Below are 14,929 nucleotides of genomic sequence, written 5' to 3'. Positions count from 1 at the left end.
CCTGGTTTCTCTGTCGTCCGCGGGGTGTAGTTCGATTGCGCAGGTCATGCCGTCTCTTGCCCGTATGACCACAATACCAATCGAGGAGCTCCTGATGACGCTTTCCCGCCTTACGTCCATTTCGTTGGCCGCCGTGCTGGCCACCCTTGGCGCTGCCGCCAACGCCGAAACCGTGAAGATCGCTATTGCCGGCCCGATGAGCGGCGCCGTGGCGCAGTATGGCGATATGGTCAAGGCCGGTGCGCTGACCGCCATTGAACAGATCAACGCAGCCGGTGGTGCCGGCGGCAACAAGTTCGAGGCGGTGATGATGGATGATGCCTGCGAGCCGAAGCAGGCCGTGGCCGTGGCCAACAAGATCGTCAGCCAGGGCATTAAGTACGTCATTGGCCATGTGTGCTCGGGCTCGACCATCCCGGCTTCGGATATCTACGAGAACGAAGGCATTGTGATGGTCACGCCGTCGGCCACCGCACCGCAACTGACCGAAGCGAAAAAGCGCAAGTTCATCTTCCGCACCATCGGCCGCGATGACCAGCAGGGCCCGGCTGCCGCCCAGTACATCATCAGCAAGGTCAAGCCGAAGAAGGTCGCCGTGCTGCACGACAAGCAGTCCTACGGCCAGGGCATCGCTACCTCGGTGAAGAGGGACCTGGAAGCCGCCAAGATCCCGGTGGCGCTGTTTGAAGGCATCAACGCCGGCGATTCGGATTACTCCGCCGTGATCACGAAGCTGAAGTCGCAGGGCGTGGATTTCGTCTACTTCGGCGGTTACCACCCGGAAATGGGCCTGCTGATGCGCCAGGCGCGCGAGCAGGGCGTGAAGGCCACGTTCATGGGCCCCGAGGGCGTGGGCAACAAGGACGTCACCGCGATTGCGGGCCCGGCTTCCGAAGGCATGCTGGTGACGCTGCCGGCCGACTTCTCGGCCGACCCTGCCAACGCAGGCCTGGTGAAGGCGTTCGCCGACAAGAAGCGTGATGCCAACGGCCCGTTCCAGATGCCGTCCTACGCCGCCGTCAAGATCCTCGGCGACGCCATCGCCGGCGCCAAGAGCACCGATCCGACCAAGGTCGCGGCGTACATGCACAAGAACGCCTTCCAGACCCCGATCGGCAAGGTCGAGTACGACGACAAGGGCGACCTGAAGTCCTTCAAGTTCGTGGTCTACACCTGGCACAAGGACGCCAGCAAGACCGCCGCCAACTGATCCCGGCCTTTCCTTCGTAGCCATCCCGCGCCTCCACAAGGGGCCGCGGGATGGTCCGCTATCGGGCTTCGGCGCGGGCTTTCATCCGGGCTTCGACTTCCTGAGGCTTCCCCCCATGAACGAATTTCTTCCACAGTTCACCCAGCAGCTGGTCAATGGCCTGACGCTGGGTGCGATCTATGCGTTGATCGCCATCGGCTACACGATGGTCTACGGCATCATCGGCATGATCAACTTCGCCCACGGCGAGATCTACATGATCGGTGCGTACGTGGGTCTGGTCACACTGACCGCCATCGGCGTGCAGGCCGGCTACCCGTTGCCGCTGGTGCTGGGTGCCGCTCTGCTGGTCTCCGTCGTGATCACCGGCTGCTATGGCTTCGCGGTCGAGCGCGTGGCGTATCGGCCCTTGCGCGGCGGGCCGCGGCTGGTGCCGCTGATCTCGGCCATCGGCATGTCGATCTTCCTGCAGAACTACGTGCAGATCGGGCAGGGTGCGCGCGACGTGTCCGTGCCGATCCTGATCTCGGGCGCCATCGAATTCCAGATGGGCAGCGATTTCACCGTCACAGTGCCATATTCCCGTCTGCTGATCGTCGGCGTGACGCTGGTGCTGATGATCGCGCTGACGCTGTTCATCGGCCATTCCCGCATGGGCCGCGCGTGCCGCGCGTGCGCTGAGGACATGCGCATGGCCAACCTGCTGGGTATCGATACGAACCGCGTGATCTCGTTCACGTTCGTGCTCGGCGCGATGCTGGCCGCGGTCGGCGGCGTGCTGATCGGGCTGACCATCGGCAAGCTCAATCCGTTTATCGGCTTTATCGCCGGCATCAAGGCGTTCACCGCCGCGGTGCTGGGAGGCATTGGGAGCATCCCGGGCGCGATGCTCGGCGGCGTGCTGCTGGGCCTGGTCGAAACCTTCGCGTCGGGCTACATGCCGGCCGAATACAAGGACGTGGTGGCCTTCAGCCTGCTGGTGCTGGTGCTGCTGTTCCGCCCGACCGGCCTGCTCGGCAAGCCAGACGTGGAAAAGGTCTGAGGGAGACGCGACATGACAAACCGGACTTCTGCAATGCCCGCAAACCGGGCTTCTGCCCTGCCCGCAGGGCAATCCCTGAAGAATGCCGTGGTGGCCGCGGTGATGACGGCCATCCTGACCATTCCCGTGCTCGGCCTGCAACTCAAGCTGGACGGCTACAAGGTCGTGCTGGAGCCGCACTGGCGGCCGGTGTGGATCGCCGTGGCGGCGGTCTTCCTGTTCCAGCTGTTCAAGCCGCTGCTGTCGCGTGCCGGCAGCGCCGTGCGCATGCCGGCCATGCCGCAACTCGGCGTCGGCCAGCAGCGCGCGGCGGTGTGGGTGCTGCTGGTCGTGGGCCTCGTGTGGCCTTTCTTCGGCTCGCGCGGTGCGGTGGATGTGGCGACGCTTGCGTTGATCTACGTGATTCTCGGGCTTGGCCTGAATATCGTGGTCGGCTTCGCCGGACTGCTGGACCTTGGCTACGTGGGCTTCTACGCCGTGGGTGGCTATACCTACGCCATGCTGAACCAGTACTTCGGCCTCGGCTTCTGGGAATGCCTGCCGATTGCTGCAGCGATGTCTGCCACCTTCGGCTTCCTGCTCGGCTTCCCTGTGCTGCGCCTGCGCGGTGACTACCTGGCCATCGTGACGCTGGGCTTCGGCGAGATCATCCGCCTGCTCGCGCGCAACCTGACCGAGTACACCGGCGGCCCGGACGGAATCTCGGGCATTCCGAAGCCCACTGTATTCGGCTTCGAGATGGCGCGCAGCGCCACCGTCGAAGGCGCACGCACTTTCCATGAGCTGATCGGGCTGGACTACAAGGGCGAGCACATGGTGATCTTCCTGTACCTGCTCGCGCTGCTGCTGGTGGGCTTCACGCTGTTCGTAACCAGCCGCCTGATCCGCATGCCGATGGGCCGTGCGTGGGAAGCGCTGCGCGAGGACGAGATCGCGTGCCGATCGCTGGGCATGAACCCGACCCGCATCAAGCTGTCGGCGTTCACGCTGGGGGCGGCGTTCGCGGGCATCGGCGGCGCGTTCTTCGCGGCCCGCCAGGGACTGGTCAATCCGGAATCGTTCACCTTCATCGAATCGGCGCTGGTGCTGGCCGTGGTGGTGCTGGGCGGCATGGGTTCGCAGCTGGGCGTGATCCTCGCCGCGATCCTGCTGACCGTGCTGCCCGAAGTGGCGCGCGGTTTCGCCGAATACCGCATGCTGATTTTCGGCCTGGTGATGGTGCTGATGATGATGTGGCGTCCGCAGGGCCTGCTGCCCGCGAGCCGTCCGCACGTGGAGCTTCCCCGATGAGTACGGCGATGAATGCAAATGCGGAATTGCTGAAAGTTTCCGGCCTGCAGATGCGCTTCGGCGGCCTGCTGGCGGTGGATGGCATCGAGTTCGATGTCAGGCGCGACGAGGTCTTCGCGATCATCGGCCCGAATGGCGCCGGCAAGACCACGGTGTTCAACTGCGTCGGCGGTTTCTACAAGCCGACGGCGGGCGAGGTCACGCTGGACGGCCATGCCATCGCCGGCCTCCCGAGCCATATGGTGGCGCGCAAGGGCCTGGTGCGCACGTTCCAGAACATCCGCCTGTTCAAGAACCTGACCGTGGTGGAGAACCTGCTGGTCGCGCAGCACCTGCAGGTGCAGGCGGGCATCCTGCGCGGACTGTTCGCGACGCCGGCCTATCGCCGCGCCGAACGTGAAGCGCTGGAGCGTGCCGCCGAATGGCTGGAGCGCATGGGCCTGACCAAGGTTGCCAACCGAGAGGCAGGCACGCTGTCGTACGGTCACCAGCGCCGGCTCGAGATCGCGCGCTGCATGATCACGAAGCCGCGCCTGCTGATGCTGGACGAACCGGCTGCGGGCCTGAACCCGCAAGAGAAGATCGAGCTGTCGCAGCTCATCGACCAGTTGCGCAAGGAGTACGGCATCGCCGTGCTGCTGATCGAGCACGACATGAGCCTGGTGATGGGCGTGTCCGACCGCATCCTGGTGATGGAGCACGGCAAGCCGATCGTGATCGGCAAGCCCGAGGAAGTGCGCAACGACCCGCGCGTGATCAAGGCCTACCTGGGAGAGGACTGATGCTGAAGCTGGAACAGGTCCATACCCACTACGGCGCCGTCGAGGCGCTGTCGGGCGTATCGATCGAAGTCAACAAGGGCGAGATCGTCACCCTGATCGGCAGCAACGGCGCCGGCAAGACGACGCTGATGATGACCGTGTGCGGATCGCCGCGCGCGTCGAGCGGCCGCGTGCTGTTCGAGGGGCAGGACATCACGAACCGTTCGACGCACGAGATCATGCGCATGGGCATGGCCATCTCGCCGGAAGGGCGGCGCGTGTTTCCGAGCCTGACGGTGCTGGAAAACCTGAAGATGGGGGCATTCTTCGCCAAGCGCGAAGACATCGAGGCGGGCATCGAGCACGTGTTCAAGCTGTTCCCGCGGCTGAACCAGCGGTCGGCCCAGCGCGCCGGCACCATGTCGGGCGGCGAGCAGCAGATGCTGGCGATCGGCCGCGCGCTGATGAGCCGGCCGCGCCTGCTGCTGCTTGACGAGCCCACGCTCGGTCTGGCGCCGCTGATCATCGCGCAGATCTTCGACATCATCCGCACGATCCGTGACGAAGGCGTCACTGTGTTCCTGGTCGAGCAGAACGCCAACAAGGCGCTGCAGGTCGCGGACCGCGGCTACGTGCTGGAAACCGGCAAGGTAGTGCTGGCCGATACCGGCGCCAACCTGCTGTCCAACGACCGGATCAAGGCAGCCTATCTGGGCGGCTGATCCCATGCCGTCGTTCCCGCGTCGCGGGGGCGACGGTATGGCTTTCGCCATCCACGAAAGCCCCCTTTCGCCAATCGCGGCGCAGCGCAAGGCTGTGCCGGGGCAGGCCGGCGCCTCACCCATGGCATAATCGCTTGAGAAGTCAAGCATTGCAAAAAGCGCTCGCTTCCGACGGCCTCCAGCGTCATCATCGCGGTTGCCGTCGCCGTGTCCTGCCCCGGTAACGAGGCGGCCGGACCACACAAAGATCCCTGCAAACTACTTGCGCGGTACCGTGCGCCATTTCCGCCGGAATGGCACGCTGGCCGCCCCATGCATCATGGCCAAGACGCTCTACGACAAACTCTGGGATGACCACACCGTCCACGTCGAGGAAGACGGCACTACGCTGCTCTACATCGACCGTCATCTGCTGCATGAAGTGACCAGCCCGCAGGCGTTCGAAGGCCTGAAGATGGCAGAGCGTCCGGTGTGGCGCATCAGCGCGAACCTGGCGGTGTCGGACCACAACGTGCCGACCACTGACCGCAGCGAAGGTATCGCCGACCCGGTGTCGAAGCTGCAGGTCGATACGCTGGACGCAAACTGCGACAGTTTCGGCATCACCCAGTTCAAGATGAACGATCATCGCCAGGGCATCGTGCACGTGATCGGGCCGGAGCAGGGCGCCACGCTGCCGGGCATGACGGTGGTGTGCGGCGACTCGCATACCTCCACGCACGGTGCATTCGGTGCGCTCGCGCATGGCATCGGTACGTCGGAAGTCGAGCACGTGCTGGCCACGCAGACGCTGCTGGGCAAGAAGGCCAAGAACATGCTGGTCAAGGTGGAAGGCAAGCTGCCGCGCGGCTGCACCGCCAAGGACATCGTGCTGGCCATCATCGGCAAGATCGGCACGGCCGGCGGTACCGGCTACACGATCGAATTCGCCGGGTCGGCCATCCGCGACCTGACCATGGAAGGCCGCATGACGGTCTGCAACATGGCCATCGAAGCCGGCGCACGTGCGGGGCTGGTGGCCGTGGACAATGTCACGCTGGAATACGTGAAGGGTCGTCCGTATGCGCCGCAGGGCGTAGAGTGGGACCAGGCCGTGGCCTACTGGAGCACGCTGCATTCGGACGCCGGCGCCAGTTTCGACCAGGTGATCGAGCTGCGTGCCGAGGACATCCGCCCGCAGGTGACCTGGGGCACGTCGCCCGAAATGGTCGTCAGCATCGAAGACCGCGTGCCGGATCCCGAAAAGGAAAAGGACCCGACCAGGCGCAACGCCATGGAGCGCGCGCTCGAGTACATGAACCTGCAGCCCAACGTGCCGATGGAAAGCATCAACGTGGACAAGGTGTTCATCGGTTCCTGCACCAACAGCCGCATCGAAGACATGCGCGCCGCCGCGTGGGTGGTGCAGAAGCTGGGCCGCAAGGTGGCTTCGAACGTGAAGCTGGCGATGGTCGTGCCGGGTTCGGGCCTGGTCAAGGAACAGGCCGAGCGCGAAGGGCTCGACAAGGTCTTCAAGGCCGCAGGCTTCGAATGGCGCGAGCCGGGTTGCTCGATGTGCCTGGCGATGAATGCCGATCGCCTGGAGCCGGGCGAGCGCTGCGCGTCCACGTCGAACCGCAACTTCGAAGGCCGTCAGGGCGCGGGTGGCCGCACCCATCTGGTGAGCCCGGCGATGGCCGCCGCGGCCGCCATCGAAGGCCACTTCGTCGACATCCGCAAGCTCGGCTGAGCGGAGTGCTGCAGATGAGAACCCTGATCGCTCTGCTGGCATGCTTCGGCATGCTGCAACTGGCCGGCTGCAACACCATGGCCGGTCTGGGCAAGGACACGCAGGCCGCCGGCAGCTCGCTCGAGCGCGCGGCCAAGAAGTAAGGAAAGAGACATGGACAAGTTCACTGTACACAGCGGCCTCGTGGCGCCGCTGGACCGCGAGAACGTCGATACCGACGCCATCATCCCGAAGCAGTTCCTGAAGTCGATCAAGCGCACCGGCTTCGGCCCGAACCTGTTCGACGAATGGCGCTACAAGGACGTCGGGGAGCCCGGCATGGACAACAGCAAGCGTCCGCTGAACCCGGACTTCGTGCTGAACCAGCCGCGCTACCAGGGTGCGTCGATCCTGCTCGCGCGCCGCAACTTCGGCTGCGGCAGCTCGCGCGAACATGCGCCGTGGGCGCTCTCGCAATACGGCTTCCGCGCCGTGATCGCGCCGAGCTTCGCCGACATCTTCTTCAACAACTGCTACAAGAACGGCCTGCTGCCGGTGGTGCTGAGCGAGCAGCAAATCGACCACCTGTTCAACGAGACCAACGCGTTCAACGGCTACAAGCTGACCATCGACCTGGACAAGCAGGTCGTGCTCACGCCGTCGGGCCAGGGCTATGAGTTCGACATCGCCCCGTTCCGCAAGTACTGCATGCTGAATGGCTTTGACGATATCGGCCTGACCCTGCGCCATGCCGACAAGATCAAGAGCTATGAAGCCGAGCGCGTGGCGAAGATGCCGTGGCTGAACAACCGCGTGGTCGGCTGAACGCCACAGCGGAAATCAAACAAGGAAAACACAGCATGAAGATCGCAGTCCTGCCAGGTGACGGCATCGGTCCGGAAATCGTTGCCGAGGCCGTCAAGGTCCTGAACGCGCTCGACGAGAAGTTCGAGATGGAAACCGCCCCGGTGGGCGGCGCCGGCTACGAGGCCGAAGGCCACCCACTGCCGGAGAACACGCTGAAGCTGGCCAAGGAAGCCGATGCCATCCTGTTCGGCGCCGTGGGCGACTGGAAGTACGACAGCCTGGAGCGCGCGCTGCGCCCCGAGCAGGCCATCCTGGGCCTGCGCAAGCACCTGCAGCTGTTCGCCAACTTCCGCCCGGCGATCTGCTATCCGGAATTGACGGGCGCATCGAGCCTGAAGCCGGAACTGGTCGCGGGCCTGGACATCCTGATCGTGCGCGAACTGAATGGCGACATTTACTTCGGCCAGCCGCGCGGCGTGCGTGAGGCGCCGGACGGCCTGTTCAAGGGCGCCCGCGAAGGTTTCGACACCATGCGCTACAGCGAGCCGGAAATCCGCCGCATCGCGCATGTGGCGTTCCAGGCCGCGGCCAAGCGCGGCAAGAAGCTGTGCAGCGTCGACAAGGCCAACGTGCTCGAGACCTTTCAGTTCTGGAAGGACATCGTGATCGATGTCAGCAAGGAGTATCCGGACGTCGAGCTGTCGCACATGTACGTCGACAACGCCGCGATGCAGCTGGTCAAGGCGCCCAAGAGCTTCGATGTAATCGTCACCGGCAATATGTTCGGCGACATCCTGTCGGACGAGGCCGCGATGCTGACCGGCTCGATCGGCATGCTGCCGTCGGCCTCGCTTGATGCGAACAACAAGGGCCTGTACGAGCCGTCGCACGGTTCGGCCCCGGACATCGCGGGCAAGGGCGTCGCCAATCCGCTGGCGACCATCCTGTCGGCGGCGATGATGCTGCGCTACTCGCTGAACAAGGCCGAACAGGCCGACCGCATCGAGAACGCCGTGAAGAAGGTGCTGGCACAGGGCTATCGCACCGGCGACATCCTGACGCCGGGCTGCAAGCAGGTCGGCACGCGCGAAATGGGCGAGGCCGTACTGGCCGCTCTGTAAGTCACAATCCGGAAAAGGCGCTGCGCTGCAGCGCCTTTTCTTTTATTTGTCCCCGATTTTCCACGCTGCGGCACCGCCGCAAAATCGTGTAGACTCTGCGAATGGCCCGATTTTCCCAGTCCACCCTGACTGCTGTTGCTGCCCTGACCGTTACCCGCGGCCCGGTCGGCACGATTTCGCTCGGCCAGACCGCAACGACGATTAAAACGATTATTAAAACCGCGATCGCCTAGATCCGTTCGTCGTGCCTGCCCGTCTTCCCCGCGCAGCCACGCCGGGCGAGGAAAATGGCGGGGAAGTAAAAATCACATCCGAGGTAAATCATGATTGTAGGTCTCGTCGGTTGGCGGGGAATGGTCGGCAGCGTCCTGATGCAGCGCATGCAGGAAGAGCGTGATTTCGACCATATCGAGCCCGTCTTCTTCAGCACGTCCAATGCCGGCGGCAAGGCGCCCGCCATGGCCAAGAACGAAACCACGCTCAAGGATGCCAACGACATCGACGCGCTGAAGAAGTGCGACGTGGTGCTGACCGCCCAGGGCGGCGACTATACCAACGAAGTCTTCCCGAAGCTGCGCGCAGCGGGCTGGAAGGGCTACTGGATCGACGCGGCTTCGTCGCTGCGTATGAAGGACGATGCCATCATCGTGCTGGATCCGGTGAACCAGGGTGTGATCAAGGATGCCCTGTCCAAGGGCGTGAAGAATTTCATCGGCGGCAACTGCACGGTCAGCTGCATGCTGATCGGCCTCGGCGGCCTGTTCCAGGCCGACCTGGTCGAGTGGATGACTTCGATGACCTACCAGGCCGCCTCGGGCGGCGGTGCGCAGCATATGCGCGAACTGCTGACGCAGTTCGGTACGCTGAACGCATCGGTCAAGTCGCTGCTGGATAACCCGGCATCGGCCATCCTGGAAATCGACCGCCAGATCCTGGCGACGCAGCATGGCCTGTCCGCCGAAGAAACCAAGCAGTTCGGCGTGCCGCTGGCCGGCAATCTGATTCCCTGGATCGACAAGGACCTGGGCAACGGCCAGTCGAAGGAAGAATGGAAGGGCGGCGCCGAGACCAACAAGATCCTGGGTCGCGGCGAAGGCTTCCTGGGTGCGACCGGCGCCACGCCGATCGCCGTCGACGGCTTGTGCGTGCGCATTGGCGCCATGCGCTGCCATTCGCAGGCGCTGACCATCAAGCTGCGCAAGGACGTGCCGCTGGACGAGATCGAAGGCATGCTCGCGGCGGCCAACCAGTGGGCCAAGGTGGTGCCGAACACGCGTGAAGCCAGTATGACCGACCTGACCCCGGCTGCCGTGACGGGCACGCTGACCATTCCGGTCGGGCGCCTGCGCAAGATGCAGATGGGCGGCGAGTACCTGTCGGCCTTCACGGTTGGCGACCAGCTGCTGTGGGGCGCGGCCGAGCCGCTGCGCCGTATGCTGCGCATTTTGATCGAGTCCTGATCCCGGGGAGCGACGTTGCTGATGCCTGGAGGCTTTCGTTGCAGCCAGGCAACAGAAACAACAGCTTTGTCCGTGACGCCGCGCCCGTGCGCGGCGTTGTTACATCTGAACGCCTATTTTTTCGGGCGATGCGTCACAATACGCCGGCATGCGACCGCTTGCCGGCCCTCCGTCGGCACGCTTGCGCAATCCGGTGAGAGGCACACTAGAATGCCCGCTGGCCGGAGTGAATGCTTTGGGGTCGGGTTTCTATCGCTACTAAAACATAACGGAGCATAAGGTGAGTGTGAGCCAACATCGCCGGAAGAATGCGCCAACCGTCCGTCAGCGCTGGTCAACGCTGGCCGTCACGGCTCTCGGGCTGCTGCTTGCGCAGCCAGCTGCGTATGCCGCGGGGTTCGGGCAATTGCGGGTACAGTCGAATCTGGGGCAACCGCTGCAGGCGGAGATCGACATCAGCGGGGTGACTGCCGAAGAGGCAGCGGGATTGAACGTCAAGCTGGCCTCGCCGGCGGCGTATGCAAGCGCGGGGCTGACGTATCTGCCGGCCGTGAGCAGCTTGCGACTCGATATCGAGCGCCGTCCCAATGGCAGCTACGTGGCCAAGGTCCGGTCCAGCCAGCCGATCAGCGAGCCGTTCGTCGATATTCTGATCGACATGAGCTGGTCCAGCGGCAAGGTGTCGCGGGCCTATACTTTCCTGCTTGACCCCGCCGGGGCCAAGCCTTCCAACCAGACTTTCTCGCCGGCGACGGTCGTGCAGGCCGCCACGCCGGATGCCTCGCCGGCTGCCGCACCGGCGCCGGTGCCATTGCAGGAACCCGCACCGGCTGCCGCCCAGAGCACGCAGCCCGCTGCCCAAGCGCAGGCGCAGGCCGCAAGGCCCGCGAGGCAGCCCGCCAGTCGTCGTAGCCACGCGGCTCAGGCTGTCACCGGGGGCGAGTCACCGGCAAGCGGAGCGTACACGGTCAAGCGCGGGGACACGCTGTCGTCGATCGCCAACGATGCGCTGCTCGATCAGGAGGGCGTATCACTCGATCAGATGTTGGTCGCGCTGTACCGCAATAATCCTAATGCCTTCATCGGCGGCAATATCAACCGCCTGAAATCCGGCACGGTGCTGCAGGTGCCTTCGCGCCAGCAGGCGCAGTCGCTCACGCCCAAGGCCGCTCGCCGCGAGGTGGTGGCCCGTACGCAGGGCTTTGACGCGTACCGCAGCCGGCTGGCTGGTGCTGCCGCGGCGAAGTCGGTCGAGGCGGACAGCGGGCGCCAGCAGTCGGGCAATGTCACGGCGCGCGTGCAGGACCAGGCCGTTCCGGCCGCTGGTCCGCAGAACGAACTCAAGCTGAGCAAGGGCGAGCGCGCGGGCCAGGCTAATGCCACCGCGCAGGCCGAGGAAAACGTCGCGCGCGACCGGCAACTGAAGGAAGCCGAATCGCGGCTGGCGCAGTTGCAGAAGAACGTTGGCGACATGCAGAAGCTGCTCGAGCTGAAGAACAGCGAGATCGCCAAGCTATCCCAGGCCAACCAGGCCAACCAGGCTAACCAGGCCGCTGCGGCCGACAAGGGCAGGGCGGAAAAGGCTGCGCCGGCGGAAGCCAAGGCGCCGACCGTGGTCGCGGCCGAACCGCCTAAGACTGATGCACCGGCCCAGGCCGCACCGGCCACACCGACGGCACAAGTCGATGCCGCAAGTGCCGCGCCGGCCCAGGCTGCAGCGGCGGCAACCGCTGCGGTGGCTACTAGTCCGGCTACTCCGGCTGCCTCGGCACCGGTTGCCGGTGCCAGCACTGCACAGGCTGCAGCGCCCGCACCCAAGCGTCCACCGGTCGTGGTCCAGGCCGAGCCGGCGCCGGAGCCGTCGTTCCTCGACGGTCTGCTGGCCAATCCTATGCTGTTGCCCGGTGGTGGCCTGCTGGTGGCGCTGCTTGGCGGCTATGCGATCTACCGTCGCCGCCAGCAGCAGAAGTCGGCGGATGGCGGAGCCTTCGGTGACTCCATCCTGTCGCAGGAAAGCACCGTGATGGCCGGCGCCAATTCGCTGTTCGGTGCAGCCGGCGGGCAGAGCGTGGACACGTCGCAGCACAGCGTGTTCGGCGCGGATTTCCGCATCGGCAACAACATGCCGGAAGCCAGCGAGGTCGACCCGCTCGCCGAGGCGGAGGTCTATATCGCCTACGGGCGCGACGTGCAGGCGGAAGAGATCCTGCGTGAAGCGCTCGAGAAGGACCCGGAGCAGCAGCCGATCCGGCTCAAGCTCCTGGAGATTTACAGTAATCGTCAGGATGTGGAAGGTTTCCGCGTGATTGCAGAAGAGATGTTCGCCCAGACCGGCGGACAAGGGGCGGAATGGCTCAAGGCCGCGGAAATGGGGCGCGCACTCGATGCGGGCAATGCGTTGTACCTGGCGGTGTCGCCGGACACGAGCAGCGGGCCGGAAACGTCCACGCCGGCGTCGGACCAGTGGCGCACGCAGGACCCGTCGCACGATCCGGCCGTGGCGCCGCGCGAACCTTCGCTGGGTGATCTGGCGCTGCCGCTGGATGCCTTCCCGGCACCGGCGGCTGGTGATCCGATCATTGCGCCGGAGTCGGCGTCGCTGGTCTTCAGCGACACCGCCATGCGCGCCGACGCACCGCTGGAGCCTGCAGCGAAGTTCGACGGTGACCTGGACCTGACGCTGCCGGTCGACGGTGACGACACCCTCGCAGACGTGCCCCGGCTGGACACGCCGACCCGCTCTCGCATGATGGAATTCGACATGTCGGGCCTCTCGCTCGACTTCAATGCCGACGCCGCCACCGAGTCCAGGGACGAAGCCGATGCGACCACGCAGCTTCCTTCGCCGACCATGATCCGGGACGGCAAACTGCCAGAGCCGATCGATCTGGCCGCCCTGGGCGACACCGGTCCCGACACCACGCCGGGCGTTTCGCCGAGCACGCTGTCGACAGACGGCATGGACGGTGGGCGCGACATGCAGATCAAGCTGGACCTGGCCCGCGCCTATATCGAGATCGGCGACAAGGAAGGGGCGCGCGAGCTGCTGCAGGAAGTCGTGGAGCAGTCGCAGGACGACCTGCAGGCGGAGGCGCGTTCGCTGCTGCTTGAGGTGGTCTGAGTTATCATCGACGATCCGGGCAGGCGGCAGTCATGCCGCGGCCCGAAGTGATGCGCCGGAAGCGTCCCTTCCGGCGCATTTGTTTTTGTCGGCCATCGCAGGCCAGTTTCCCGCTCCATGAACCGCATCGCCATCGGCCTCCACTACGACGGTGCCGCCTTTTCGGGCTGGCAGTCGCAGCCGCATCGCAACACCGTGCAGGATTACCTCGAAGACGCCATCGAGCGCTTCGCGGGCGTGCGCCTGTTGACGACCGTTGCCGGGCGCACTGATGCCGGCGTCCATGCGCTGGGGCAGGTGATCCATCTCGACACGACGCTGGATCGCACCACGTTCTCATGGGTGCGCGGCATCAATGCTTTCCTGCCGCCGTCGATCGCGCTGCAATGGGCTCGGCCGGTCGACGAGAGTTTCCATGCGCGTTTCCTGGCGTTTGAGCGAATGTACTATTACGCGCTCTACACTGGCCCGCACCGCGTGCCACTCGCGCATGGCCGGGCCGGGTACCTTATGTTGCCGCCGGGCCAGAGGCTTGACGTGGATGCCATGCAGGCCGCGTCGCGCTGCCTGCTTGGCGAGCAGGATTTCTCGTCGTTCCGTGCGGCCGAGTGCCAGGCCAAGTCACCGGTCAAGACCATGTATGACGTGACGTTGAAGGCGGACGGCAACTGGGTCTTCCTGCGCTTCCGCGCGAGCGCCTTCCTGCATCACATGGTGCGCAACCTGATGGGTTGCCTGGTGGCGGTAGGGCGCGGACGCTATCCGCCGGAATGGCTGGCCGAAGTGCTCGCCGCCCGTGATCGCAAGCTCGCAGCGCCCACCTTCATGCCGGACGGTCTCTACCTCGCGGACGTGAAGTATCCTGAGGCTTACAAGATTCCGGTGGCGGACCCATCCGCCAGCCTGTTCCACGGAGTATTCCGCCATGACGCAGCCTGAGCGTGCCGACGCCGCGGCACCGGCCCGCACCCGCATCAAGATCTGCGGCCTCACGCGCGAGGACGACGTCCGCGCCGCGGTTGACGCGGGTGCTGACGCGATCGGGCTGGTGTTCTATCCGCCCAGTCCGCGCTATGTGGATCTGGCCCGCGCAGCGGAACTTGCCGAGGTCGCGGGGCCGTTCGTGTCCGTGGTCGGCCTGTTCGTCAATGCCGAGATGGAAGACGTGGCCCACGTCGCCGAGCGTGTGCCCCTTACGATGCTCCAGTTCCACGGCGACGAGACCCCGCAGTCCTGCACCCAGACCGCCCAGCGCTGCCGCCTGCCTTTTCTGCGCGCGGCGCGTGTGCGGCCAGGGCTCGATTTGGTAGAATTCGCCGGTCAATACCGCGATGCCGCTGGCTTGCTGCTCGACGCTTTCGTCGAGGGCTATGGCGGCGGCGGCCACGTCTTCGACTGGACCCTGATCCCTCCGGCATGGCTTGCTTCCAACCATCCGTCTCCCGGCAACCCGAACGCAAACGGCGCTCCTCGCATCGTTTTGAGTGGTGGGTTGAACGCGCAAAACGTCGCTGGCGCGATTGAACGCGTGCGGCCCTACGCTGTGGATGTCAGCAGCGGAGTCGAGGCCGCCAAGGGCGTGAAGGACCACGCCCGCATCGCCGCGTTCGTGCGCGCAGTCCGCAGTGCCGAGGCAGGATGAAGCGGTCGCAAGATCGGCCCCTTCACCATGGCCCCGGCGAATTGC

General features: G+C 65.1%; 14 protein-coding genes. All 14 read left to right on the top strand.

Annotated features, from left to right (window positions below):
- Nucleotides 1–94: 94 nt before the first annotated feature.
- Entirely contained in the window at nucleotides 95–1,210 is a 1,116-nt protein-coding gene (locus K2O51_RS25050) for a branched-chain amino acid ABC transporter substrate-binding protein (protein WP_011298470.1), read from the top strand.
- A gap of 115 nt (nucleotides 1,211–1,325) precedes the next feature.
- Nucleotides 1,326–2,252: a high-affinity branched-chain amino acid ABC transporter permease LivH gene (gene livH, locus K2O51_RS25045; RefSeq protein WP_011298469.1), complete on the top strand. Its 927-nt coding sequence runs from the start codon at nucleotides 1,326–1,328 to the stop codon at nucleotides 2,250–2,252.
- A gap of 12 nt (nucleotides 2,253–2,264) precedes the next feature.
- Nucleotides 2,265–3,542, top strand: a complete 1,278-nt coding sequence (locus K2O51_RS25040) for a high-affinity branched-chain amino acid ABC transporter permease LivM (RefSeq protein WP_140951962.1) — start codon at nucleotides 2,265–2,267, stop codon at nucleotides 3,540–3,542.
- 8 nt (nucleotides 3,543–3,550) lie between these two features.
- Nucleotides 3,551–4,324, top strand: coding sequence for a high-affinity branched-chain amino acid ABC transporter ATP-binding protein LivG (gene livG / locus K2O51_RS25035; protein ID WP_140951983.1), 774 nt, complete (start codon nucleotides 3,551–3,553; stop codon nucleotides 4,322–4,324).
- Entirely contained in the window at nucleotides 4,324–5,025 is a 702-nt protein-coding gene (locus tag K2O51_RS25030; RefSeq protein WP_011298466.1) for an ABC transporter ATP-binding protein, read from the top strand. Before livG ends, K2O51_RS25030 begins: the two co-directional genes overlap by 1 nt.
- A gap of 319 nt (nucleotides 5,026–5,344) precedes the next feature.
- Nucleotides 5,345–6,754 (top strand): 3-isopropylmalate dehydratase large subunit, encoded by a 1,410-nt coding sequence (gene leuC / locus K2O51_RS25025; RefSeq protein ID WP_140951986.1) that lies wholly within the window; start codon nucleotides 5,345–5,347, stop codon nucleotides 6,752–6,754.
- A gap of 14 nt (nucleotides 6,755–6,768) precedes the next feature.
- A complete protein-coding gene (locus K2O51_RS25020; RefSeq protein ID WP_011298464.1) occupies nucleotides 6,769–6,897 on the top strand; it encodes an entericidin A/B family lipoprotein in 129 nt (42 codons plus the stop codon).
- A gap of 10 nt (nucleotides 6,898–6,907) precedes the next feature.
- Nucleotides 6,908–7,558 (top strand): 3-isopropylmalate dehydratase small subunit, encoded by a 651-nt coding sequence (gene leuD / locus K2O51_RS25015; RefSeq protein ID WP_011298463.1) that lies wholly within the window; start codon nucleotides 6,908–6,910, stop codon nucleotides 7,556–7,558.
- Between the two features lie 35 nt (nucleotides 7,559–7,593).
- A complete protein-coding gene (gene leuB, locus K2O51_RS25010; protein WP_011298462.1) occupies nucleotides 7,594–8,661 on the top strand; it encodes a 3-isopropylmalate dehydrogenase in 1,068 nt (355 codons plus the stop codon).
- Nucleotides 8,662–8,762: 101 nt separating this feature from the next.
- Nucleotides 8,763–8,894, top strand: a complete 132-nt coding sequence (locus K2O51_RS35595; RefSeq protein ID WP_258234652.1) for a hypothetical protein — start codon at nucleotides 8,763–8,765, stop codon at nucleotides 8,892–8,894.
- Between the two features lie 90 nt (nucleotides 8,895–8,984).
- Entirely contained in the window at nucleotides 8,985–10,121 is a 1,137-nt protein-coding gene (asd, locus tag K2O51_RS25005) for an aspartate-semialdehyde dehydrogenase (RefSeq protein ID WP_011298461.1), read from the top strand.
- Between the two features lie 280 nt (nucleotides 10,122–10,401).
- Nucleotides 10,402–13,242 carry a motility hub landmark protein FimV gene (locus K2O51_RS25000; RefSeq protein ID WP_220630915.1) on the top strand — a complete coding sequence of 947 codons (2,841 nt, stop codon included), beginning with the start codon at nucleotides 10,402–10,404 and terminating at the stop codon, nucleotides 13,240–13,242.
- A 117-nt stretch (nucleotides 13,243–13,359) separates the two neighbouring features.
- A complete protein-coding gene (truA, locus tag K2O51_RS24995; RefSeq protein WP_140951966.1) occupies nucleotides 13,360–14,181 on the top strand; it encodes a tRNA pseudouridine(38-40) synthase TruA in 822 nt (273 codons plus the stop codon).
- The gene (locus K2O51_RS24990; protein WP_011298458.1) at nucleotides 14,168–14,884 is read left to right on the top strand and encodes a phosphoribosylanthranilate isomerase; all 717 of its coding nucleotides are present in this window, start codon (nucleotides 14,168–14,170) and stop codon (nucleotides 14,882–14,884) included. Before truA ends, K2O51_RS24990 begins: the two co-directional genes overlap by 14 nt.
- Nucleotides 14,885–14,929 lie beyond the last annotated feature (45 nt).

Origin of the sequence: Cupriavidus pinatubonensis (assembly GCF_019602855.1) — a bacterium.
Taxonomy (GTDB): domain Bacteria; phylum Pseudomonadota; class Gammaproteobacteria; order Burkholderiales; family Burkholderiaceae; genus Cupriavidus; species Cupriavidus pinatubonensis.
This window is presented reverse-complemented; position numbering and strand designations above follow the sequence as displayed.